Consider the following 20,414-nt stretch of genomic DNA (forward strand, 5'->3'; position numbering starts at 1 on the left):
CCGAAGACCCCGGCCGGACCGGGAAGAGTCCCCCCGAGGCCGTTATGGGTCAGTAATCGAACGCGCGCGCCGTGTTGGCGGAGATCGAGGTCGCCAGCGTGTCCTCGTCGATCCCCCGTACCGCGGCCATGGCGCGCACCGTGACCGGAATGAGATACGGCGCGTTGGGCCGTCCGCGGTAGGGCGCGGGGGTCAGGAACGGCGCGTCGGTCTCGACGAGGACGAGTTCGAGCGGGGCCACGGCCAGCGCGTCGCGCAGCGGCTGGGCGTTCTTGAAGGTCATGTTCCCGGCGAAGGACATGAAGTAGCCGGCGCGGGCGCAGACCGCGGCCATGTCGGCGTCGCCCGAGTAGCAGTGGAAGACGGTCCGCTCCGGGGCGCCCTCCTCCGCCAGGACGCGCAGGACGTCCGCGTGGGCGTCGCGGTCATGGATGACCAGGGCCTTGCCGTGCCGCTTGGCGATCTCGATGTGGGCGCGGAAGGAGCGCTCCTGCGCCTCCTTGCCCTCGGGCCCGGTGCGGAAGTGGTCGAGGCCGGTCTCGCCGACGCCCTTGACGTGCGGGAGGGCGGCGAGCCGGTCGATCTCCGCGAGCGCCTCGTCCAGGGCGGCCTCGCCGCCCGGCCGGCGGGCGCCCTGCCGGGACCAGCCGTCGGGATCGCCGAGCACGATACGGGGTGCCTCGTTGGGGTGCAGGGCGACGGTGGCGTGGACGGCGTCGTGCGTGGCCGCCGTCTCGGCCGCCCAGCGTGAGCCCTTCACGTCGCAGCCGACCTGCACGACCGTCGTCACGCCGACCGAGGCGGCCTTGGCGAGGGCGTCCTCGACCGTGCCGGACTGCATGTCGAGATGGGTGTGCGAGTCGGCCACGGGAACGCGCAGGGGCTCGGGGAGCGGCGGTGCGGCGTTCTTGTCGGCGGCGGAGGCGGAGGAAGGCATGCCCCGATCCTACGAAGGGGGCATGCACCGCCTCACCTCGCGGGGAGCCGACGGGCGGTCCCGTGCGCGGGTCCCGCCCGGGAAGGTCAGCCCGCCCGGCGGTGCTGGAAGGGGTGCAGCAGGTCCGACAGATGCCAGTGGTGCGGCTCCTTCGGGGCGTCGGAGGCCCCGGCCCGCGCCTCTCCCTCCGGGCCGTCCTCGGGCTGGTGCGGTACCGGCCGGCGGTGGCGGTGCGTCATGGAGTGCATGGAGTCGTGGACGGAGGACACCTGGCCGGCGCGCATGATGCGCACCACGTGGCTGTCGCAGTTCAGGCAGGTGGGCCGGCTGAGCGGCGACGGCACGACCTCGCCGTTCGCCACGTACACCACGAACTCGACGCCTTCCGCGTCGCGGTGGTGCTCGATCTCGTACGACTGTTCCCAGCCGTGCCCGCAGCGCATGCAGGCGAAGGAATACGATTCGTGGACGACGGCCCTCGCCGTGCCGCGATGCCTGTTCTGTTCGGTGACCTGACCGGCGGCGGTACCGTCGGTCCGTCCTGTGGTCTCACTCATGCCGGCTCCTCTTGTCCGCTGGACAAGCACCTCCGTCGGCGGATTTCCCCCTGGATTCCGTCGAGTCGCCGGAGGCGAGGGACGGGTGCGTCCCTTTGTCCAGTGGACGCTTCTCCCGGCGCGAACGCATCCGGCCTGTCGAGTGTTGGAGCCGATTTGGCCTTTCCTTGTCGGAAGGCTCCTGTCACCCGGCCTGATCTTTGCTTTTCACGATAGTCCTTTGCCCTTCTATGGGCCGGTTCGTTCGGCGTTCTTTGCCGCCACGACGGCATCGAAGACGTCCCGCTTGGGAATTCCCGCTTCGGCGGCGACGGCGGCGATGGCCTCCTTGCGCCGCTCCCCCGCCTCCTCGCGCACCCGCACCCGGCGCACCAGCTCGGCGGCGTCCAGTTCCTCGGCCTTCTCGGGGGCACCCTCGACGACGACGGTGATCTCGCCGCGGACGCCCTCGGCGGCCCAGGCGGCCAGCTCGCCGAGCGGGCCGCGCTTGACCTCCTCGTACGTCTTGGTCAGTTCGCGGCAGACGGCGGCGCGGCGCTGGGCGCCGAAGACCTCCGCCATGGCGGCGAGGGTGTCGTCGAGCCGGTGGGGCGCCTCGAAGTAGACGAGCGTGCGGCGTTCCTCGGCGACCTCCCGCAGCCGGGACAGTCGCTCGCCGGCCTTCCTGGGCAGGAAGCCCTCGAAGCAGAAGCGGTCGACGGGCAGGCCGGACAGCGCGAGCGCGGTGAGCACGGCGGAGGGGCCGGGGACGGCGGTGACCTTGATGTCCTTCTCGACCGCGGCCGCGACCAGCCGGTAGCCGGGATCCGACACGGAGGGCATCCCGGCGTCGGTCACGAGCAGGACCCGCGCCCCGCCGACGAGCGCCTCGACGAGTTCGGGAGTCCGGGCGGCCTCGTTCCCCTCGAAGTACGACACGATCCGCCCCGTCGGCTGGACACCGAGGGACTGGGTGAGGCGGCGCAGCCTGCGCGTGTCCTCGGCGGCGACGACATCTGCCCCGGTCAGTTCCGTGGCGAGCCGTGGCGGCGCGTCGGAGATGTCGCCGATGGGGGTGCCTGCCAACACAAGGATTCCTGTCACGGTTCCATCCTCGCAGGGGCGCGGCCCGACAAGCTCATCCGACCGGAAGGGGCCCATGCACGGGACTCCCACAGACCTGTTCCCTACGATGGCGCGGTGACCAGTACCGCGTCCTCCACGGACACCCGGCAGGGCCAGGCCGCAGCGCAGCGGCCGTCGTGGCAGCAGCGGCTGCGCCGATTCGGCTACACGACGCCGCCCAGAAGTGATGTGCGCGACCGGCTCGTACCGCCGTACGCCAAGCCAGGCCCCGGAATCTGGGCCTCGCTCGGGCTGCGCCAGGAGGCCGCCGACCGTTTCAACCGCTGGTCGGGCTGGGTGGGCCCGCTCCTGGTGACCCTGCTCGCCGGGTTGCTGCGGTTCTGGAACCTGGGCAGCCCGAAGGCGGTGATATTCGACGAGACGTATTACGCCAAGGACGCCTGGGCGCTCTTCCACCGCGGCTACGAGGTCAACTGGGCGAAGAACGCCAACGACCTGATCCTCCAGCGCGACGGGCACGTCACGGTCCCCAGCGACGCCGCCTATGTCGTGCACCCGCCGGTCGGCAAGTACGTCATCGGGCTCGGCGAGTGGATGTTCGGCTTCAACCCCTTCGGCTGGCGCTTCATGACGGCGCTGCTCGGCACGCTGTCGGTGCTGCTGCTGTGCCGGATCGGACGCCGGCTGTTCCGCTCGACGTTCCTCGGCTGCCTCGCGGGCACGCTGATGGCGGTGGACGGTCTGCACTTCGTGATGAGCCGCACCTCGCTGCTCGACGGCGTGCTGATGTTCTTCGTGCTGGCGGCCTTCGGCTGTCTGGTCGTGGACCGGGACAAGGCGCGGGCCAGGCTGGCCGCCGCGCTGCCCGCCGACGAGAACGGTTTCGTCCGCCCCGACGCGCACATCGCCGAGACGACCCGGCTGGGCCTGCGGCCCTGGCGCTGGGGGGCGGGCCTGATGCTGGGCCTGGCCATCGGCACCAAGTGGAACGGGCTGTACGTCCTCGCCGCGTTCTGTGTGATGGCGGTCCTGTGGGACGTGGCCTCGCGCAGGGTGGCGGGCGCCCGCCACCCCTACGTGGCATCGCTCCGGCACGACACGGGCCTCGCGTTCCTGGCGACGGTCCCGGTCGCCCTGTCCGTGTACCTGGTCTCGTGGACCGGCTGGATCCTGTCGCCGGACAACGGCAAGGGCGGCTACTTCCGCAACTGGGCCCTGACGGACGGCAGAGGCGGCAACTGGACCTTCCTCCCGGACTGGCTGCGCAGCCTGTGGCACTACGAGCACGAGGTCTACAAGTTCCACGTCGGGCTGTCGTCGCCGCACACCTACCAGTCCAACCCGTGGAGCTGGCTCGTCCTCGGCCGCCCGGTCTCGTACTTCTACGAGTCCCCGCTGCCCGGCAAGGACGGCTGCCCCTCCGACGCCGGCGACAAGTGCGCCCGTGAGGTGCTGGCGCTCGGCACGCCCCTGCTGTGGTGGGCCGCCTGCTTCGCGATCCTGTACGTGCTGTGGCGCTGGGCCTTCCGCCGTGACTGGCGGGCGGGCGCCATCGCCTGCGCCGTCGCGGCCGGCTACCTCCCCTGGTTCATGTACCAGGAGCGCACGATCTTCCTCTTCTACGCCGTCGTCTTCGTCCCGTTCCTGTGCCTCGCCGTGACGATGATGATCGGCGCGATCCTCGGCCCACCGGGCGCCGGAGAACGCCGCCGCGTCATCGGCGCGGCCGGAGCGGGCGTCCTGGTCCTCCTGATCCTCTGGAATTTCATCTACTTCTGGCCCCTGTACACCGGCACCGCCATCCCGATCGAACAGTGGCGGTCCCGGATGTGGCTGGATACGTGGGTCTAGCCGGGCGAACAAACCGAGAGGGCGCGACCGGCGGTCGCGCCCTCTCGGTCGTTGTCGGCCGCCGACGGAGGGGTCCATCGGCCGCTGGGACTAGGTCCTGCGCCTCAGGCGTGCTTCGGGCCTGCCTGGCTAGGGTCGGACCTCATGGAGACCACGGGAATCGTTCGCCGCGAGACGGCGGAGCGTATACGCGACGCTCTGGAGCGGCTCGCCACCGAGCGGGATGTGTGGGTGTCGACGGCTCACCCTGATCACGGGCCGCACCAGGTGCCGCTGTGGTTCCTGTGGGACGGGCGAGCGATGTGGATGTGCACCGGCGCCACTTCCGTGACCGCGCGGAACGTCCGTAAGGAGGCGCGCGTGCGCCTGGCGCTGCCGGACACCTTCGACGTGGTGCTCCTCCAAGGTGAGGCGGAGTGCTTCCCGGACCAAGAGGTGCCCGGAGACGCAGCGGAGGCGTTCGCCGGAAAGTTCGGGTGGGACCCACGCGTGGAAGAGGGTTCCTTCCTGTATGTGCGAGTGGCCCCGAGGACGGTGCGCGCCTGGCGCGGCGAGCCGGAACTGCGCGGGAGAGTCATCATGCGCGACGGAATCTGGCTGGACACGGCATCATCGGCGCCGGCATCCGCCTGACCGTGGCCGGATAGCCGGGGCCAGACCGACCCGGCTGGCCGAAAAGAAACGCATGGATGCATCCGTGAATAACGTTCACGGATGCGTCTCCGTGGTTTGAGCAACAATTCGGCGAAGGTCTGCACCACGAGCCCCGTCCGCACCTACAGTGCGAAGTGAACCGGCTTTTCTGAACGCGTTCAGAAGTTCGGAGGAGGGTTCACGGGGAGGGATTCGCGCAATGCGCAAGGGGGCCAGGGCTGCCGTCATAGGCAGTGTGTTCGCGGTGATGGTGGGCGGCGCCGGGTACGGCGCCTACAACGTGGTGACCGCGGTCAGCGGGGGCGGTGCGACGGGAGACGGCGGGCCCGCCGCGGTGAAGACCGGGCCGCCGAGCGACGCCGAGGTCAAGGAGGCCAGCCGCGCGTTCTTCGCGGCCTGGGAGAAGGGCGACGCGGCCGAGGCGGCCGCGGACACGAACTACGCGTCGAGCGCCGAGGGGCTGCTCGCCGGCTACCGCGACGACGCGCATCTGACCGACGTGAAGATCACGCCGGGCGCCGCGTCCGGTGCGCGGGTGCCGTTCTCCGTCAAGGCGACGGTGTCGTACGACGGGAAGAGCAAGCCGTTCGCGTACGACTCCGAACTGACCGTCGTCCGCGGCGAGACCACCGGGAAGGCCCTGGTCGGCTGGAAGCCGTCCGTCGTCCACCCGGAGCTGAAGGACGGCGACACCCTGGTCACGGGCGAGTCGGCGAGCCCGGCGATCGAGGCCGTGGACCGGAACAACGTTGTCCTGACGAAGGAGAAGTACCCGTCCCTCGGACCGATCCTGGACGCGCTCCGGGAGAAGTACGGCGACACGGCGGGCGGCACCCCCGGTATCGAGCTGTCGATCCGGCACAGCGGCGAGAGCAGCGGCGACACGGCCCTGGTCACTCTCGCCGAGGGACGGGCGGGCAAGGTCCGTACGACACTCAGCGCGAGCGCGCAGGCCGCCGCGGAGAAGGCCGTCACCCAGTTCGCCGAATCCTCCGTGGTGGCCGTCAAACCCAGCACCGGAGAGGTGCTCGCCGTAGCCAACCACCGCGCGGACGGCTTCAACGCGGCCTTCCTCGGCAAACTCGCGCCCGGCTCCACGATGAAGATCATCAGCGCGGCGACCCTCATCGACAACGGCATCACGACGGCCAACGGCCCCGCGCCCTGCCCGCCCGACGCGGCCTGGCAGAGCCAGACCTTCCACAACCTCAAGGGCATGCAGCCGCAGCTGAACGCCACGCTCTCCGACAGCTTCGCACGCTCGTGCAACACCGCTTTCGTGAAGTACGCGGACGCGGTGAAGGTCGACTCCCTCACCAACGAGGCCCAGCAGCGCTTCGGACTCGGTCAGAACAACTGGAAGACCGGCATCGATTCCTTCGACGGCTCCGTGCCCGCCTCCGGCGGCCCGGACACGGCGGCCAACATGATCGGCCAGGGCCAGGTCCAGATGAGCCCGCTGAACATGGCGTCGGTGACCGCCACCGCGATGACGGGCGTCTTCCGGCAGCCGGTCATCGTGCCGCGCTCCCTCGACGACCGTGAACTGGCCACCGCGAAGGGCCTGTCCAGCGCTACGGTCGCGCAGCTCCGCGCGATGATGAACCGCACGGCCGTCAGCGGCACCGCGGCCCCGGTGATGAGCGCACTCGGCGGCAGCATCGGAGCCAAGACCGGCTCCGCCGAGGTCGACGGCCAGGCCAAGTCCAACAGCTGGTTCACCGGATACCGCAACGACATGGCGGCCGCCGCCATGACGCAGGAGGGCGGTCACGGCGGTCAAGCGGCCGGCCCGATCGTCGCAGCTGTGCTACGAACGGGCGGCTGAAGTCGCTCCGCACAGAACGGGACCCTAGGGTGGTGCTTCTCGTTGAGGAGCGAGAGGCACGGGGGCATCACGGAGCATCACGGGGCACCAGGGGACGGCGGAGGAAACAGGGCTGTGGGCAAGAGAAGGCGCGTCGCCGAGCGACGGAAGACGAAGCAGCCCGCCGTACTCGGCGGGGTGATCGCCGTGGCCGTCGTCGGCGGGGCGCTGGGTGCCTACAGCCTCTACGGAAGCGGGGCGTCGGCCGACGAGGGGACCACGGCCACCACCCGCAAGGCCGTCAAGACGGGCCCGCTGTCGGCCGCCGAGGTCACCATGGCGTCCACCGCCTTCCTGAACGCCTGGCAGAGCGGCGATGTCACCGCGGCGGCCGCGGCGACCGACGACTCGGCCGCCGCCACGACCACGCTGACCGGCTTCGGCAAGGACGCCCACGTCAGCGACGTGACCCTGACCGGCGGCAAGCGCTCGGGCGCCGACGTCCCCTTCACCGTCAAGGCCAAGGTCACCTACAAGGGCATGACCAAGCCCCTGTCGTACTCCTCGAAACTGACGGTCGTGCGGGGGGCCAAGGACGGCGTAGCGCTGGTCGGCTGGAAGCCGTCCGTGGTCCACCCGGACCTCCAGGACGGCGACCGGCTGGTGACCGGTGAGGCCGGGGCACCGCCGGTCACCGCCATCGACCGCCACGGCGGTGAGCTGACCGCCGCCAAGTACCCCTCCCTCGGCACCGTCCTCGACGGGCTGCGCGAGAAGTACGGCAAGACGGCCGGCGGCAAGGCGGGCATAGAGCTGCGCGTGGTCCGCAAGGCCGCGGCCAAGGGCGCCCAGAAGACCCCCGACAAGACCCTGCTGACGCTCAGCGCGGGCACGCCGGGCAAGGTCCAGACGACGCTCAGCCCGACCCTCCAGGCGGAGGCCGAGCGTCTGGTGGCCGCCAAGCCCAAGGCGTCGGTGGTGCTGATGCGGCCCTCGACCGGTGAGATCCTCGCCGTCGCGAACACCGGCCACGGCTTCAACACCGCCTTCCAGGGCTCCCTAGCGCCCGGCTCCACGATGAAGGTCATCACGGCGTCGATGCTCTTCGAGAAGGGGCTCGCCTCCCCCGACAAGTCGCATCCCTGCCCCAAGACGGTGACGTACGGCGGCTGGAAGTTCCACAACGACGACGACTTCGAGATCAAGAACGGCACGTTCAAGGCGAGCTTCGCGCGGTCCTGCAACACGGCCTTCATCTCCCAGGCCAAGAAGCTGAAGGACGACGACCTGACCAAGCAGGCCCAGCAGGTCTTCGGCCTGGGCCTGAACAACTGGGCCATCGGGGTGCCGTCGGCGGACGGCTCGGTGCCGGTGCAGAGCGCCGCGCAGATGGCCGCCGAGCTGATGGGCCAGGGCGGGGTCCGCATGAACCCGCTGAACATGGCGTCCGTCGCCTCCACGGTCCAGTCCGGCACCTTCCACCAGCCGTACCTGGTCGCCCCGTCGGTCGACCACCGCACGCTGGCCAAGGCCTCCCGCACGATGTCCGCGACGACGCTCGCCCAGCTCCGCGAGGTCATGCAGTACACGGCCGCCGCCGGCACCGCCGCCGAGGCCATGGCCGGACTCGGCCCCGACTACGGTGCCAAGACCGGCTCCGCCGAGGTCGACAACCAGAAGCAGCCCAACGGCTGGTTCACCGCGTGGAAGGGCGACCTGGCGGGAGCCGGCGTCGTCCAGCAGGGCGGCCACGGCGGCAGCACGGCGGGCCCGATCGTGGCAGCCCTCCTGAAGGCGGGAAGCGGCGGCTGACACCCGCTCTCCGGCTCCGGGAAGCGCTCCCGGCCCCGCGGATCCGCCCGGGGCAGGGGCCGCGCCGGCCCGGGGATGCAACTGTCCAGGAGCAGACGGAAGTCGGAGAGCGCGTCGATGTCAGTGGGGCCTTCTACGCTCCGCGCATGACGTTCTCGCTTCCCGTAGGCCTGCCGTCCGGCCGCGGCGTGCCCGTCGGCTCACCGGTCATGTGGTACGCCGACAAGATGCCGTACGCCCCGCTGCTGGACGCGTGGACCCGCGCCCAGCGGCAGCAGGACACCACCGGCCTGCGCCCGATCCTCTGCTACGCGGACGACGACCACCCGCGCTCCCTCGACCTCGCCGAGATAGATGCCGTCGACCTCGGACCCGCGATGGAGCAGGCGTGGCACGACGACCGTCGGCGCCGGCTCGCGTGGCGGGCCGAGCCCTCCGCTCCACCGGCGATCCCCGAGGACCTCGCGGAGTTCATCGAGCCCTGGGAGGACGACCCGGGTCCGCCGTTCGACCGGTGGCCGGGCCTGGCCCCCGCCACCCTCTCCTCGGGCGTCGACCCCGACGAGGCCGCCAGGGCGGTCTTCACCCGCCTCCTGAACGAGGCGGGGGGAATGTCACTCGGCCTCGTGCGGGCCGCGCGGAGCGCCGACATCCCCGCCGTCATCGGCTGGCGCGCGGAAGCGCCCCTCCCCCTGCTCTGCGCGCTGCTGCGGAGCTGGGAGGACCGTTTCGGGGCGCGTGTCCTGGCCGCGATCGGATCGACGCTGTACGTCTCCGTCGCGAACCCGCCGCGCGACCGGCGGCAGGCCGACCACATCGCCCTCGAACACCTTCTGACCACGGCCGACAACATCGTCGACGACCCTCCGACACCGTTCCCCGAGTACGCGGCGTCACTCGTCGACGCCCCGCTGTGGAGCTTCTGGTGGGACTGAGGCCGCAGGCCCGGCAACCTGTCGGGGACCCGGTCGCGTGCGCCGTGCACCGGCCACTAGCGTGCGGTACATGAACGTCACCGATGAGAACGCCGGCGAGGGCCAGTCCTCCGTCGAGAACGACACCGACCCCCGTTTCGCCGAGGCTCTGCGGGAGCTGGGCCTCGGCGAGGTGATCGCACGTGTCCGGCGCTTCCCCGCCACGGCCCGCACGACCCCCGAGGCAGCCGCGGCGATCGGCTGCGAACCCAGCCAGATCTGCAAGTCGCTGTTCTTCGCGGCGGACGGGGCTCCGGTGCTGGTGCTGCTGGACGGCTCGGCGCACGTCGGCATGGAGCTCGTGCGGCGGCAACTGGGCGCCGAGAAGATCACCCGTGCGGGGGCACACCTCGTGCGGGAGTCGACCGGGTACGGGACCGGCGCGGTGCCGCCCTTCGGACACCGTACGAGGATCCGTGTGCTGGTCGACCGTTCGGTGCTCGGCCACGACACGGTGTGGGCCTCGGCGGGCACCCCGTTCACCGTCTTCCCCATGGACCCGCGGAGCCTGATCGCGCACGCGGGCGGCACACTGGTGGACGTGCGCGAGCCGATGGCGTGACGCCGCTCGTCGCCGCGGCCATCACCTTCGACGGCCGCCTCTCAGCGGCCCGTCGGTAGCCCCAACCACCCTCGGTTGCACGGCTCGTTCGACAGCCCCCGCCTCGGCATCACCCTGCCGCCGAAGATCAGAACAACGAGCCAATAGTCCGCAGCCCTAACTCTCGCTCCAGGTCATTGGGTTGACGCGACGGTGTGCCGGCCGGGCCCTCGTCCGCAGCGCGTCCATACCGTATGCCGAACAGCAAAGCCTCTTTCTGTGGCGCCAGTTGGCGTCAACTCCGGGCCCGGCCCCTCCTCCGTACACGATGGCCTCCGCGCTCCGACCACCCGGCGCTACTGCTAGTGTTCATCCGGTCACGCTAGGCAACTAGCTATCACGTGTAAGCAATGGAGAACCGAGGGTTCCATGCGTAAGTTTCAGCAGGTCGTGATCGCAGCAGTGGCGGCGGCCGGTGGCCTGTCCGCCATCGGTGCCGGAACAGCTGTCGCCGACACCCATGACAACGGACCGCGGGCGGTGGACCTTTACCGCCCCTACCAGGAGTGCAGCCCGCAGACGGTGTCGGAGAACGACATCCCGATCGGAGTGCTCGGCCTGGGTCAGACCCGGGACACCGCCTGCGGCCAGCACAACCGCGCCTTCAACGGCTGAGGTCAGCGACGTCAGCATCGCGACGATCGGCACGGGATCCCTTCGGGTTAACCCGAAGGGATCGAATGCCGGCAGCCGGCCGCCTTGATCTCAGTGCGAGCCGGCCAGGGCTGGTGAAGCCCAGAGGGGACGGCCGCTCAGGTCGGCTATGCCCCGCACGTTCCCCCAACCAGCGGCCCCATCCGCCTGTCAGGCCAACTGTCCAGCCGACGCGGAAAGTTGGAAAAGGCTCAGTGCCGCAGACCGCACCTGCGGCGCGGCCGATCCCGAGGGAGCGGCGCCCGGGGCGCCCGTACTAAGGACACGCATCACATGTTCAGCGCGAAGAAGATCGCGGCCCTCTCGGGGCTCATCGGCGGGCTCGCCGTGACGTCCATGGGCATGACGTACGCACACGCCGCGGGAGACCCGGCATCTTGCACTCGGAACCCCCAAGGGGACGTCATCTGTGTGCAGCACATCGAAGGCAGGACCGCCGGGCGCGACGCCATTCCTCATCAGGAAACCTGTATGCCGGTGCAGGCCGTGACGCTGCCCGCTCCCACGGGCAACGGCACCACACAACTCGGCCCTCGGGTGACCTGTTCACCTGCCACGTCTGGAGCACCTCGACCGATCGAAGGAAAGCGGGAACTGCCCGACCTCCTCCCCTGAGGAATACGACGGCTGAACCCCGCCCTATGGCGCCATTGACGCTTTACCCCATACGGGGCTCCGGGGCGACATGGGGCGTAAATCCTCGATTGATTACACCTGGCGTGCAAACGTTTACGTTAAGTGGTCATTCCGGGCGGTATGCCTGGATCAGGAAAGGGTCATCTATGCGTAAGTTCCAGCGCGCCATGGTCGTAGCGGCGGCCGTAGCGGGACTGTCCGCCCTCGGCGTCGGCATCAGCTTCGCCGACGGTAACGGCAGCGTGCCTGTACCGGTCACCGCCGTCGCCAACACGTCTGCCAACGCCGTAGCCGTCGGGGGTGGCTACTACCTCCAGCCGCAGGAGCAGGTCCAGCCGCAGGAGCAGAAGCTGGCGCAGGAGCAGGCTCAGCCGCAGGTCCAGCCCCAGGAGCAGGCCCAGCCTCAGGAGCAGGCTCAGCCCCAGGTCCAGCCGCAGGAGCAGGCCCAGCCGCAGGTCCAGCCCCAAGAGCAGGCCCAGCTGCAGGAGCAGGCCCAGCCGCAGGAGCAGGCCCAGCCGCAGGAGCAGGTCCAGCCCCAGGTCCAGCCCCAGGAGCAGGCTCAGCCGCAGGTCCAGCCCCAGGAGCAGGCTCAGCCGCAGGTCCAGCCCCAGGAGCAGGCCCAGCCGCAGGAGCAGGCTCAGCCGCAGATCCAGGAGCAGGCCCAGGAGCAGGGGCAGCCTCAGGAGCAGACCCAGCCGCAGGAGCAGGAGCAGGGTGACAACGGCTAAGTGCCAGAGCTCCGAGTGAAGGCCCGCCGCGGCCTCACTCGGCGTCGGGGATACGGACCGAGCGGTGCGCCGAGTGATATCCCGTGGTGCAGGTAGCCCGGACGCCGAGTTCGCGTCCGGGCTACATCCATCCTGCCGGCGGACAAGGATTTTAATTGCCCGACTTTCTCGGCGCGGATAGCGCCGGTCAATAAAGAACTATCTGATTTCTTCACCACAAAGGAATTCAACGGATGCTCTTTTCACAGAAGACTGCGGCCGTCGCAGCATTCGCCGGAAGCCTCGCCGTCATCTGCCTCGGCTCTACAGCACATGCCGGGGTGAACGCAGGCGCCTGCCCCACCGAGCAGAAGGACGTCGTGTGCGTTCAGAAGAATGAGACGTACACCGACAAGGACGGCACGCACGTCATCAACCAGGACCAGCAGTGCTCGACAACAGACCGGCCGAACGTGGTCACCCAGCAGGACCAGCTCACGGGCAGCGCCCCTGCCAAAGTGGGGCCTGTTGTGGAGTGCTCCAACACGGCCAAGCTGCCCAAGGGGTTCAAGAAGCCGCACATCGGCGTCTGAGCACTCACGGAAATGCTGGTCCGGGGAAGGGTTCCCGGACCAGCATTTTCGTTTTCGAAGCGGCTGGTGTCCGACCATCGCGTCCCCTCGGGACGTGCCGTGGTGCAACCACCTCACAGCTACGGCCTTCGCGTCGATCCCGCGCTTCCGTGACGGAGCGCAGGATCAACGCGAAGGCCGCTGCCGTGTTCGGCGTCTCAGCCGCCAAACGTGTTGCTGCAGCCCGCGGTCGAGCCCAGTGACGTCTTCTGACCCCCCGGGTTGCCCTCTCCGCCCAGCAGGTTGCCGCCCAGCCCGTTGCCGATGCCGACCTGACCGAGGACATCGAGGTTCAGGTCGTGCGACTGACAGGTGCTGTGCTGCGAGACCTTGAGGCTGTCGCCCCTGTCCCAGCCCTGATCCGCGTGGGCGACGCTCGCGCCCAGAAGACCGACGTTTCCGAGGACGGCCATCAGGACAGCGGCCGTACGGAGCTTGCGCATGCCATCTCCAGAAGAAGTGAGGTGAATACGATCCGCGAGGGATCGCCTCTATGTGACGCGAAGAATTCAAGGACGCCAGAACGGAGTGCCCGGAAGGGGCCAGCGCAACGCCGTACCGCCTCGGAAGTGTTTTGGCGCACGAGAAGGTCCCGGCACTTTGCCTGAGGCCCAGTGCCGGGACCGTTCTGGTTAAGCGTTTTTACGCCTGAGGGGACTTCAGAAGGCGCTGTTGTTACAGCCCATGGTGGAGCCGAGCGAGGTGGACTGGGCGCCCGGGTTGCCTTCGCCGTTGAGGGCGTTGCCCAGCAGGCCGTTCAGCACGCCGACCTGGCCGAGGACGTCGAGGTTCAGGTCGTGCGACTTGCAGTTGGAGCTCTGCGTGACGCTGAACTGGTCGCCGCCGCCCTCGCCGTGACCGCCGGCGTAGGCCGTACCGCCTACGAGTCCGATGCTGCCGATGGCAGCGACCAGGACGGCAACGTTGCGAAGCTTGCGCATTTTATCTCCGTGTGGGGGTGAGTTTTTGCGATCTGTGGGTAGATCGCGGTTACAGGGCAGAACATTAGCGACAAATGCCTTGAACTGGGCAACGACACGCTGGCTTTATGTCGCAAAGAAAGCACCGAAATCCGTATCGCATGGCGAGCCGAGCCGGTTCGTCCGCCGCCCGAACCCGGTATCGACGCGGTTGTCCGTCAGTGCTGCTGCACGTTGGCGAAAGAATTCGTCTGGCTGTTGGCCTGGGTGCACTCGACGCCCCGGGTCTGGGACGAGCCGAGCAGGGCGATCGGGACGTTCGCGTCGAGCAGGGTCTGCGGGCTGCACTCCTGGTACGGACGGAACAGGTTGGCCTGCCCCGCCGAAGCACCCTGCTGCTGCCGCGGCGCTTCAGGAGAGATCCGCGGGCTGAGCTGCGGATTCAGCTGCGGGCTGACCTGCGGGGCAACCTGAGTGCCACGCGCCGGTGCCAGCTGTTGCGGAGCCGGCGAGCCATAGGTCTGCGCGGTCGCCTGAGCGGAGGACGCCGATGCTGCCTGGGCGTCGGGCTGCGAAACCGGGTGCGGTGCAACGCCGTTGGGTGCGGACGGGGTGACGGCGAAGCTTGAGCCGGCGCCGACGCCGGCCAGGCCGCCGGCTGTTGCGGCGACGAGCGCGATCTTGTGAAGCATACGCATGAGTTTCCTCGGCTCTTCAATTGACCTGTGCACGGAAGCTGATGTGCCGATGCGGCAGCGCAGTCTTCGCTGTCCTCGCTGCTCCATTCGGCCGCGATGGGCCATCCCTATCGCCCCGTGGGGAACGAAAAAAACACGGGCTCGAAACGGGTGCGGGGGTGTGGTCACCCATTCGGTGCGGCGTGCGAGCCGTGACGCCCGGGCCGGCAGACGGCAAATGGGTGACGGCCCGTCGAGTGCCGTGACCACGGCGCCGAAATCTCGTTCCTCGGAGGGGAGGGCAGCGACCGTAAACCTTTGACAGGTAGAGGATCCGCTGCCAGCTCCGATACGAAGTCCGCGTGCTCCTCGAGACAACCGTAGCCTCCGGCACGATGCGAGTGACGCACCAACTGCACGCGTGACCGCATCGAATGCAATGGACTCACATCTCAGGCAACGAAGGGCCGAGGGTTTCATGCGGAAGCTTCACAAGGCCGCGCTCGTCGTCGCGGCGGCCAGCGGTTTGGCCGGCATCGGCGCCAGCGGCAGCTATGCCGACTCACCGGAGGGGCGCCTCAGTACCACCCCGGCATCGGTTCCGGATCAGCCGGCTGCTCCGGCCGCGGCTCCCCAGCCGGCCCCACAGGCCGCTCCGTCAGGTCAACAGCAGACCGGATACGCGTCGGCCTCGGCCTCATCACAGGGAACGGCCCAGGCCTCCAGCACGTCGAACCCGCAACAGGCCGCTCCCGCACGCTTCGTGCAGGCCGCACCCGCACCCGCACAGCCTGCGCAGGCCGCGCCGTCACAGGTCGTGCCCCAGGTCATGCCGCAGGTCATGCCGCAAGTGGCCCCGCAGGTGGCAGTACCCCAGGTACTCGACTCCGAGGCCCCGATGATGGTCGCCCCCCAGGTGAACCCGCAGCTCAACCCTCAGGTGAACCCGCTCGTCGACCCGACGATCACGCCCACGAGCGCACCGGAACTGGCTCCGGTCGCCCTCGGGCAGATCGCGGCCCCTCCCATCGGGCAACTGGGACTTCCCCGACTCGGCTGACGGCCCGCCCCCTGCACATCCGCAGTCCTGACTCAACGGGTCAGATCCCCGCACTTCCTCCAAGGAGTTTCACATGCGCAAGTTGCACAAGGTAGTTCTTCTGAGCGTCCTCCTCGGCAGTGTCGGCTCCTTTGGTGCCAACACCGCTTTCGCGTACGGCGATGAGGGCCACGACACCGACAGCATCGACATCACGCAGGGCGTCGAGTGCCGCTCGCACGACATGAACATCGAGGTGCTCGGCAACGTCGGCGCCCTCACCGGCCTGGCCGGCAACCTGCTGAACGGAGAAGGGGCCGCGGGCGCGCAGAAGAGCCACCTCGGTTCCGAGATGGGCTGCAACAGCCGGGCGCTCTGACCGGCTTCCCCTTACCTGCCTGCCTTGTCGATTTAGCCGGCACCATCCCCGCACCGGGATGCACGGAGGCGGCGTGGACGCATGAAGCGTTCACGCCGCCTCCGTTTTCATGCCCCTTCTCGCCCACCGGGCTGAGCGGACGAACGGGCGGACAGGCACCGGCAGCCCCCTGGGCCCCACCAAACAGGTTCGATGGGGCTCTACAGGCATCCGGGTCAGCGAGTTGGGCGGAAGCGGCGGTACAGGAACGCACCCGCAAGGAGGGACGCGGCGCCGCCCGCGAGGGCCGGCACCGTCAGATCCGCTCCTGTGTGGGCCAGCGTGGACGTCGCCATGTCCGGGGTGTCCGGAACGGCCTCATGCCGGGGGGCCGGGGTTCGTGACACGGGGGGCGTCGGGGCCGAGGGCTTGGGGGCCGGAGTCGTTCGGGGAACGTGCGGGTGAGAGTGGTCACCGCCGTTGACCGACTGGTTGCCGACCGCAGGGTTGCCCACGCCGACCGCGTTGACGCTGTTCCCGGAAACGTTCACCGGCAGATCGACCGGGAGCTGCAGACCGTTGCCTGAGAGCAGCCCGGGCGAGTCCGTGACGCGGCCGTCAGCCGAGGCTCCGCCCGACGTGTCCGATCCGCCGCCGGTTTCCGCACCGTCGGCCTTGGCCGTGTCCTTGTTTTTGCACACGTTGCCCACGGCCGGGTTGAGCAGCCCCACGACGTCCACCGTGTTGCCGCAGAGGTTCAACGCCCCGGACAGTGGAACCTGGATGTTGTTCCCGGAGAGCACCCCGGGCGAATCGGCCGCCGTAGCCCCGGCATCAGCACCGTCGGCTGCGAAGACGGCGGACGCGGGAAAAGCCACGGCCATCGCGCCGGATGCGGCGGCAACAGCGAGCACACGGTTTCGAGTAGCCCGTCTCATAGATATGCACCTTCCTGGCATCACTGCGGGCACTCACCCGCACATCTGCAAACGCTGGAAAAGCAACGGGGTTATGGCGTGCCCCCTTCCAAGTCGCCGTGCCGGACCAAAGGGCCTCAACAAATACCGTCGATCATATGAATGTCGGCCTGGTTTCTCGTTGCTCTTGTCATGACGATCGTGAAGAAGAGACAACCGCGGCCGTAAGACGTATCGCCGGCATCGCGGCAATCCCTACAGGCAGGCACGTAAACGGCCGTTGAATGCGGGGCGATGGATACGTCGCTTTACCGTTCGACGTGCCACACCTTCTGCTGATTTGCGGGCGAAACGACAGACAGCGCTCGCACGCGACTCCACGTTGATCAAGCCTTTGTTTTCCGACAAGGAGACGCCACTGTGCGAATTTCCGATATTCAGCGCTGCGAGGTCCGGCCTGGGCGGCTTGTGGAGTGGGGGTTCAGCCCTGCGACCGTCGCGGCCGCGACGGTGCTGCCGACGGATCCACGGCCGCCGGCGTACATCCAGGAGTCGCACATCAGAACGGCGCGGTCGGTGCGCGAGGGGGGCTTGTTCGTGCCGACCTGGCTCGGTACGGCTTTCGACCTGCCCGGCCGAGTCGACCTCGACGCGCTGGAACAGGCCCTACGCGGCTGGACACTGCGCCACGAGACGCTGCGCAGCGGGTTCACATGGGTGGGCGACGAGATGCAGCGGTTCACTCTCGACCAGGACGATGTCACGCTCTACCGCGAAGTGGTGGGCGACTTCGCCGATGCGGACGTCCTGGCCGAACATTTGCAGGACCGTTTCGACCAGGCGGCAGACGCTCTCGGCTGGCCCAATCTCCTCTACGCGGCGGTCGTCCGCGAAGACTCCACCAGCGTGTATCTGGCATTCGACCACACCAACGTCGACGCCTACTCGCTGCAGCGCATCCCGTACGAGGTGCAGGAGCTGTACACGGCACATGCCGCAGGGCAGCCCCTCGCCGCCGCACCGGTCGCGAGCTACGTGGACTTCTGCGAGCAGGAACGAACGAACGCGAACGCCATCGACGACACACACGCGATCGTCACGCGCTGGCGGGAGTTCATCGGCCGGTGCGACGGAAGGCTTCCGGAGTTCCCTGTCGATCTGGGCCTGCAGCCCGGCGACGGTCTGCCCGTCCAAAAGCTCATGCGCGAGCCGCTCGTCGATGCGGAAGCGGCCGCGGCGTTCGAGACGTACTGCCGGCCCTACGGCGGCAGCCTGGTGGGCGTCCTGGCCGCAACCAGTCTGATCGTCCACGAACTCGGCGGGCAACCGGTCTACCGCGCGGTCGTGCCGTTCCACACCCGGCTGAAGTCCACATGGTCGGACTCCGTGGGCTGGTATGTCGGCGGCGCGCCGATCGAAGTACCCGCGGCACGGGACTTCGACGCCGCGCTCGCCTCGGTCCGGGCCCAGCTGCAGGCCAATCGGTCGTTGGCCCGCATTCCTCTGGCCCGGGTACTACGCCTCCTGGGCGAGGACTTCCGCCCCACATCACCCGACCTGTACTCGATCGTCTCGTATGTGGACGCCCGCCTCACTCCTGGTTCGGCCTGCTGGACCGAACAAAAGGCGTACGGGCTGCTCCGTGTGTCGTACGGCGATCAGGTGTGCGCCTGGGTCAACCGGCTGCACGAGGGACTCTGGATCGCATGCCGCCACCCCGACACGGACATCGCTTCCAAGAACGTACAGCTGTATATCGAGAAGCTTCGAGAGCTGATCGTCTCGGTTTGTCCCGCACCCCTTTCAGCCGTCGCAGGGCGATGATGTCGGGCTGAAGCTGCGGACGGGGGCCGGGTAGGCCGTCACGGCGGGCGGGCGGCTGCCCGACGGTTCGGCGACCGGCCGTGGTCGGGCGGCCTGCCGTGGTCGGGCGGTTACGCGGTGACGGCCGTCCGCACCGCCCGGACCAGCGCCTGGGCCCGTGCGTCCGCCGTCACGCTCTTGCGGAAGCCGTTGGTGACATAGCCGAACGCGATGCCCGACTCGGGGTCGGCGAAACCGAGGGCGCCGCCGCGGCCGGGGTGGCCGAAGGAGCCCGGGGAGAGAAGCGGCGACGCTCCGCCGTGGAGCATGTAGCCGAGGCCGAACCGGGTGCTGACGACGAGGATCCGGTCCGGTCCCGCGGACTGTTCCGTCCGCGCGGCCGCCAGCGTCTCGGGCGTGAACAGCCGGACGCCGTCCACCTCCCCGATCAGCGCGGCGTAGAAGCGGGCGAGGCCGTCGGCGGTGGCGATGCCGTTCGAGGCCGGGAGGACGGCGGAGCGGTAGCCGGGATCGTTCTCGTCGGGCATCGGGGTGATCGCGGCGAAGGCGCGGCGGGTGAGGCTGCCGGGGTCGGCGTAGGCCTCGGAGACCGCTCGCTTGGGGCGGGTCCTGAGGCCGCCCGGCGTGGCCGGTGCCTCGATCTGCGCGACCCGGCCCACCCGGCCGGCCTCCGTCTCCGGAAGCCCGACCCACAGGTCGAGGTCCAGCGGCCCGGCCACCTCGTCCGCGATCCACCGGCCGAGGGTGCGTCCGGTGACGCGCCGGACCAGCTCGCCCGTCAGCCAGCTGTACGTCTGCGCGTGGTACCCGTGCTCGGCTCCCGGCTCCCATACGGGCGTCTGGGCGGCCACCGCCGCGGCCGCGAGGTCGGGGTCGGCGGCCTCGGCGGGGGTGAGCGGACGGTCGAGGACGGGCACACCGGCCCGGTGCGCGAGCAGATGCCGTACGCGCGTGTGCTCCTTGCCGTGCGCCTTGTACTCGGGCCAGTACGCGCCGACCGGCGCGTCCGGGTCGAGCTGTCCCCGCTGGGCGAGCAGCAGGAGTACGGCGGCGGCAACGCCCTTCGTCGCGGAGCGCACGATCTGCGCGGTGCCCCGCTGCCAGGGCTCGGTGCCGTCGACGTCACGGGTGCCGCCCCACAGGTCGACGACCTTGTGCCCGTCGCGGTACACGGCGACGGCGGCGCCCCGGTCCCCCAGGGCCGCGAAGTTGGCCGCGAACGCCTCCCTGACCGGTTCGAAGCCCTCCGCCACTGTGCCGTTCACGTCCACGCCCGCGCTCCCTGTCGCCTCACCGCTGCCGATGATGAGTGCAACACGCGTCCGCGGCCTTCGATTCCTAGGACGTCTAGCCCAGCAGGATCGTGACCTCGATGTTGCCGCGGGTGGCGTTCGAGTAGGGGCAGACCTCGTGCGCCGCGTCCACGAGTTTCGCCGCGACGTCCTCGTCGACGACGGGGAGCGAGACGCTGAGGGCGACCGCCAGTCCGTAGCCGCGCTGCTTGTTGGGGCCGATCCCGACCTTGGCCGCGACCGTGGAACCGGAGAGGTCGAGGCCGGCCCGGCGGCCGACCATGACCAGCGCGTTGTGGAAGCAGGCGCTGAATCCGGCCGCGAACAACTGCTCCGGGTTCGTGCCGTTCCCGTCGCCGCCCAGCGCCGGCGGCATCGCGACCTTCAGTTCGAGCTGCCCGTCCTGACTGGTCACGTAGCCGTTCCGGCCGCCGTGCGCGGTCGCCTCGGCGACATACATGATCTTCGTCGGACGGGTGTCGACAACGGCGCCGTCGGAC

At 69.3% G+C, this 20,414-nt stretch carries 22 protein-coding genes; 13 read left to right on the forward strand and 9 right to left on the reverse strand.

The genetic code is table 11. The annotated features are described in order from the left end of the window. Positions 1–49: 49 nt before the first annotated feature. From OG410_RS18250 to rsmI, 3 genes are all read right to left on the reverse strand, one after another. On the reverse strand, positions 50–937 hold the full coding sequence (locus tag OG410_RS18250) for a TatD family hydrolase (protein ID WP_329300150.1): 888 nt from the start codon (positions 935–937) through the stop codon (positions 50–52). A gap of 86 nt (positions 938–1,023) precedes the next feature. Continuing rightward, on the reverse strand, positions 1,024–1,494 hold the full coding sequence (locus OG410_RS18255; RefSeq protein ID WP_329300151.1) for a hypothetical protein: 471 nt from the start codon (positions 1,492–1,494) through the stop codon (positions 1,024–1,026). 228 nt (positions 1,495–1,722) lie between these two features. Beyond that, positions 1,723–2,577 carry a 16S rRNA (cytidine(1402)-2'-O)-methyltransferase gene (rsmI, locus tag OG410_RS18260; RefSeq protein WP_329300152.1) on the reverse strand — a complete coding sequence of 285 codons (855 nt, stop codon included), beginning with the start codon at positions 2,575–2,577 and terminating at the stop codon, positions 1,723–1,725. A gap of 96 nt (positions 2,578–2,673) precedes the next feature. Here rsmI and OG410_RS18265 point away from each other — a divergent pair, with 96 nt between their 5' ends. The 10 genes from OG410_RS18265 (at position 2,674) to OG410_RS18310 (ending at position 12,848) form a co-directional block, all read left to right on the forward strand. Next, positions 2,674–4,410 (forward strand): dolichyl-phosphate-mannose--protein mannosyltransferase, encoded by a 1,737-nt coding sequence (locus tag OG410_RS18265; RefSeq protein WP_329300153.1) that lies wholly within the window; start codon positions 2,674–2,676, stop codon positions 4,408–4,410. A gap of 144 nt (positions 4,411–4,554) precedes the next feature. After that, positions 4,555–5,043: a pyridoxamine 5'-phosphate oxidase family protein gene (locus tag OG410_RS18270; RefSeq protein WP_329300154.1), complete on the forward strand. Its 489-nt coding sequence runs from the start codon at positions 4,555–4,557 to the stop codon at positions 5,041–5,043. Between the two features lie 220 nt (positions 5,044–5,263). Next, positions 5,264–6,892: a penicillin-binding transpeptidase domain-containing protein gene (locus OG410_RS18275; protein ID WP_329300155.1), complete on the forward strand. Its 1,629-nt coding sequence runs from the start codon at positions 5,264–5,266 to the stop codon at positions 6,890–6,892. Positions 6,893–7,006: 114 nt separating this feature from the next. Beyond that, positions 7,007–8,683 carry a penicillin-binding transpeptidase domain-containing protein gene (locus OG410_RS18280; protein ID WP_329300156.1) on the forward strand — a complete coding sequence of 559 codons (1,677 nt, stop codon included), beginning with the start codon at positions 7,007–7,009 and terminating at the stop codon, positions 8,681–8,683. 146 nt (positions 8,684–8,829) lie between these two features. Further along, the gene (locus tag OG410_RS18285; RefSeq protein ID WP_329300157.1) at positions 8,830–9,618 is read left to right on the forward strand and encodes a DUF4253 domain-containing protein; all 789 of its coding nucleotides are present in this window, start codon (positions 8,830–8,832) and stop codon (positions 9,616–9,618) included. A 70-nt stretch (positions 9,619–9,688) separates the two neighbouring features. Further along, positions 9,689–10,219 carry a YbaK/EbsC family protein gene (locus OG410_RS18290; protein WP_329300158.1) on the forward strand — a complete coding sequence of 177 codons (531 nt, stop codon included), beginning with the start codon at positions 9,689–9,691 and terminating at the stop codon, positions 10,217–10,219. A gap of 408 nt (positions 10,220–10,627) precedes the next feature. Next, positions 10,628–10,873 carry a hypothetical protein gene (locus OG410_RS18295; RefSeq protein WP_329300159.1) on the forward strand — a complete coding sequence of 82 codons (246 nt, stop codon included), beginning with the start codon at positions 10,628–10,630 and terminating at the stop codon, positions 10,871–10,873. Positions 10,874–11,185: 312 nt separating this feature from the next. Further along, on the forward strand, positions 11,186–11,527 hold the full coding sequence (locus OG410_RS18300) for a hypothetical protein (protein WP_329300160.1): 342 nt from the start codon (positions 11,186–11,188) through the stop codon (positions 11,525–11,527). A gap of 167 nt (positions 11,528–11,694) precedes the next feature. Continuing rightward, the gene (locus OG410_RS18305) at positions 11,695–12,276 is read left to right on the forward strand and encodes a hypothetical protein (protein WP_329300161.1); all 582 of its coding nucleotides are present in this window, start codon (positions 11,695–11,697) and stop codon (positions 12,274–12,276) included. Positions 12,277–12,509: 233 nt separating this feature from the next. Then, the gene (locus OG410_RS18310; RefSeq protein WP_329300162.1) at positions 12,510–12,848 is read left to right on the forward strand and encodes a hypothetical protein; all 339 of its coding nucleotides are present in this window, start codon (positions 12,510–12,512) and stop codon (positions 12,846–12,848) included. A 197-nt stretch (positions 12,849–13,045) separates the two neighbouring features. Here the strand turns inward: OG410_RS18310 and OG410_RS18315 are convergent, their stop codons facing one another. From OG410_RS18315 to OG410_RS18325, 3 genes are all read right to left on the reverse strand, one after another. Beyond that, the gene (locus OG410_RS18315) at positions 13,046–13,330 is read right to left on the reverse strand and encodes a hypothetical protein (protein ID WP_329300163.1); all 285 of its coding nucleotides are present in this window, start codon (positions 13,328–13,330) and stop codon (positions 13,046–13,048) included. 216 nt (positions 13,331–13,546) lie between these two features. After that, positions 13,547–13,828: a hypothetical protein gene (locus OG410_RS18320; RefSeq protein WP_326787257.1), complete on the reverse strand. Its 282-nt coding sequence runs from the start codon at positions 13,826–13,828 to the stop codon at positions 13,547–13,549. A gap of 197 nt (positions 13,829–14,025) precedes the next feature. Further along, positions 14,026–14,499, reverse strand: coding sequence for a hypothetical protein (locus OG410_RS18325; RefSeq protein ID WP_329300164.1), 474 nt, complete (start codon positions 14,497–14,499; stop codon positions 14,026–14,028). Between the two features lie 463 nt (positions 14,500–14,962). Between OG410_RS18325 and OG410_RS18330 the strand changes: the two genes are divergently transcribed. Further along, positions 14,963–15,544, forward strand: a complete 582-nt coding sequence (locus OG410_RS18330) for a hypothetical protein (RefSeq protein WP_329300165.1) — start codon at positions 14,963–14,965, stop codon at positions 15,542–15,544. A 73-nt stretch (positions 15,545–15,617) separates the two neighbouring features. After that, positions 15,618–15,902: a hypothetical protein gene (locus OG410_RS18335; protein ID WP_329300166.1), complete on the forward strand. Its 285-nt coding sequence runs from the start codon at positions 15,618–15,620 to the stop codon at positions 15,900–15,902. Positions 15,903–16,117: 215 nt separating this feature from the next. Here the strand turns inward: OG410_RS18335 and OG410_RS18340 are convergent, their stop codons facing one another. Continuing rightward, positions 16,118–16,819, reverse strand: a complete 702-nt coding sequence (locus OG410_RS18340; RefSeq protein WP_329300167.1) for a chaplin family protein — start codon at positions 16,817–16,819, stop codon at positions 16,118–16,120. 399 nt (positions 16,820–17,218) lie between these two features. On the opposite strand from OG410_RS18340, the gene OG410_RS18345 reads away from it, so the two are divergent. After that, complete coding sequence (locus OG410_RS18345) at positions 17,219–18,622, forward strand: condensation domain-containing protein (RefSeq protein ID WP_329300168.1); 1,404 nt, start codon at positions 17,219–17,221, stop codon at positions 18,620–18,622. 110 nt (positions 18,623–18,732) lie between these two features. On the opposite strand, the gene OG410_RS18350 is transcribed toward OG410_RS18345, so the two are convergent. Together OG410_RS18350 and OG410_RS18355 are read right to left on the reverse strand one after the other, a co-directional pair. Further along, the gene (locus OG410_RS18350) at positions 18,733–19,893 is read right to left on the reverse strand and encodes a serine hydrolase domain-containing protein (RefSeq protein ID WP_329300169.1); all 1,161 of its coding nucleotides are present in this window, start codon (positions 19,891–19,893) and stop codon (positions 18,733–18,735) included. Between the two features lie 76 nt (positions 19,894–19,969). After that, positions 19,970–20,374 (reverse strand): organic hydroperoxide resistance protein, encoded by a 405-nt coding sequence (locus OG410_RS18355; RefSeq protein WP_326790915.1) that lies wholly within the window; start codon positions 20,372–20,374, stop codon positions 19,970–19,972. Positions 20,375–20,414 lie beyond the last annotated feature (40 nt).

The sequence above is a fragment of the Streptomyces sp. NBC_00659 genome (assembly GCF_036226925.1).
GTDB lineage: Bacteria > Actinomycetota > Actinomycetes > Streptomycetales > Streptomycetaceae > Streptomyces.

Coding starts and splice junctions, on each gene's coding strand:
- OG410_RS18305 (WP_329300161.1), top strand. CDS start 11,695: ATGCGTAAGTTCCAGCGCGCCATGGTCGTAGCGGCGGCCGTAGCGGGA.
- OG410_RS18250 (WP_329300150.1), bottom strand. CDS start 937: ATGCCTTCCTCCGCCTCCGCCGCCGACAAGAACGCCGCACCGCCGCTC.
- OG410_RS18295 (WP_329300159.1), top strand. CDS start 10,628: ATGCGTAAGTTTCAGCAGGTCGTGATCGCAGCAGTGGCGGCGGCCGGT.
- OG410_RS18325 (WP_329300164.1), bottom strand. CDS start 14,499: ATGCTTCACAAGATCGCGCTCGTCGCCGCAACAGCCGGCGGCCTGGCC.
- OG410_RS18285 (WP_329300157.1), top strand. CDS start 8,830: ATGACGTTCTCGCTTCCCGTAGGCCTGCCGTCCGGCCGCGGCGTGCCC.
- OG410_RS18330 (WP_329300165.1), top strand. CDS start 14,963: ATGCGGAAGCTTCACAAGGCCGCGCTCGTCGTCGCGGCGGCCAGCGGT.
- OG410_RS18255 (WP_329300151.1), bottom strand. CDS start 1,494: ATGAGTGAGACCACAGGACGGACCGACGGTACCGCCGCCGGTCAGGTC.
- OG410_RS18320 (WP_326787257.1), bottom strand. CDS start 13,828: ATGCGCAAGCTTCGCAACGTTGCCGTCCTGGTCGCTGCCATCGGCAGC.
- OG410_RS18270 (WP_329300154.1), top strand. CDS start 4,555: ATGGAGACCACGGGAATCGTTCGCCGCGAGACGGCGGAGCGTATACGC.
- OG410_RS18335 (WP_329300166.1), top strand. CDS start 15,618: ATGCGCAAGTTGCACAAGGTAGTTCTTCTGAGCGTCCTCCTCGGCAGT.
- OG410_RS18340 (WP_329300167.1), bottom strand. CDS start 16,819: ATGAGACGGGCTACTCGAAACCGTGTGCTCGCTGTTGCCGCCGCATCC.
- OG410_RS18315 (WP_329300163.1), bottom strand. CDS start 13,330: ATGCGCAAGCTCCGTACGGCCGCTGTCCTGATGGCCGTCCTCGGAAAC.
- OG410_RS18300 (WP_329300160.1), top strand. CDS start 11,186: ATGTTCAGCGCGAAGAAGATCGCGGCCCTCTCGGGGCTCATCGGCGGG.
- OG410_RS18275 (WP_329300155.1), top strand. CDS start 5,264: ATGCGCAAGGGGGCCAGGGCTGCCGTCATAGGCAGTGTGTTCGCGGTG.
- OG410_RS18355 (WP_326790915.1), bottom strand. CDS start 20,374: ATGTATGTCGCCGAGGCGACCGCGCACGGCGGCCGGAACGGCTACGTG.
- OG410_RS18310 (WP_329300162.1), top strand. CDS start 12,510: ATGCTCTTTTCACAGAAGACTGCGGCCGTCGCAGCATTCGCCGGAAGC.
- OG410_RS18290 (WP_329300158.1), top strand. CDS start 9,689: ATGAACGTCACCGATGAGAACGCCGGCGAGGGCCAGTCCTCCGTCGAG.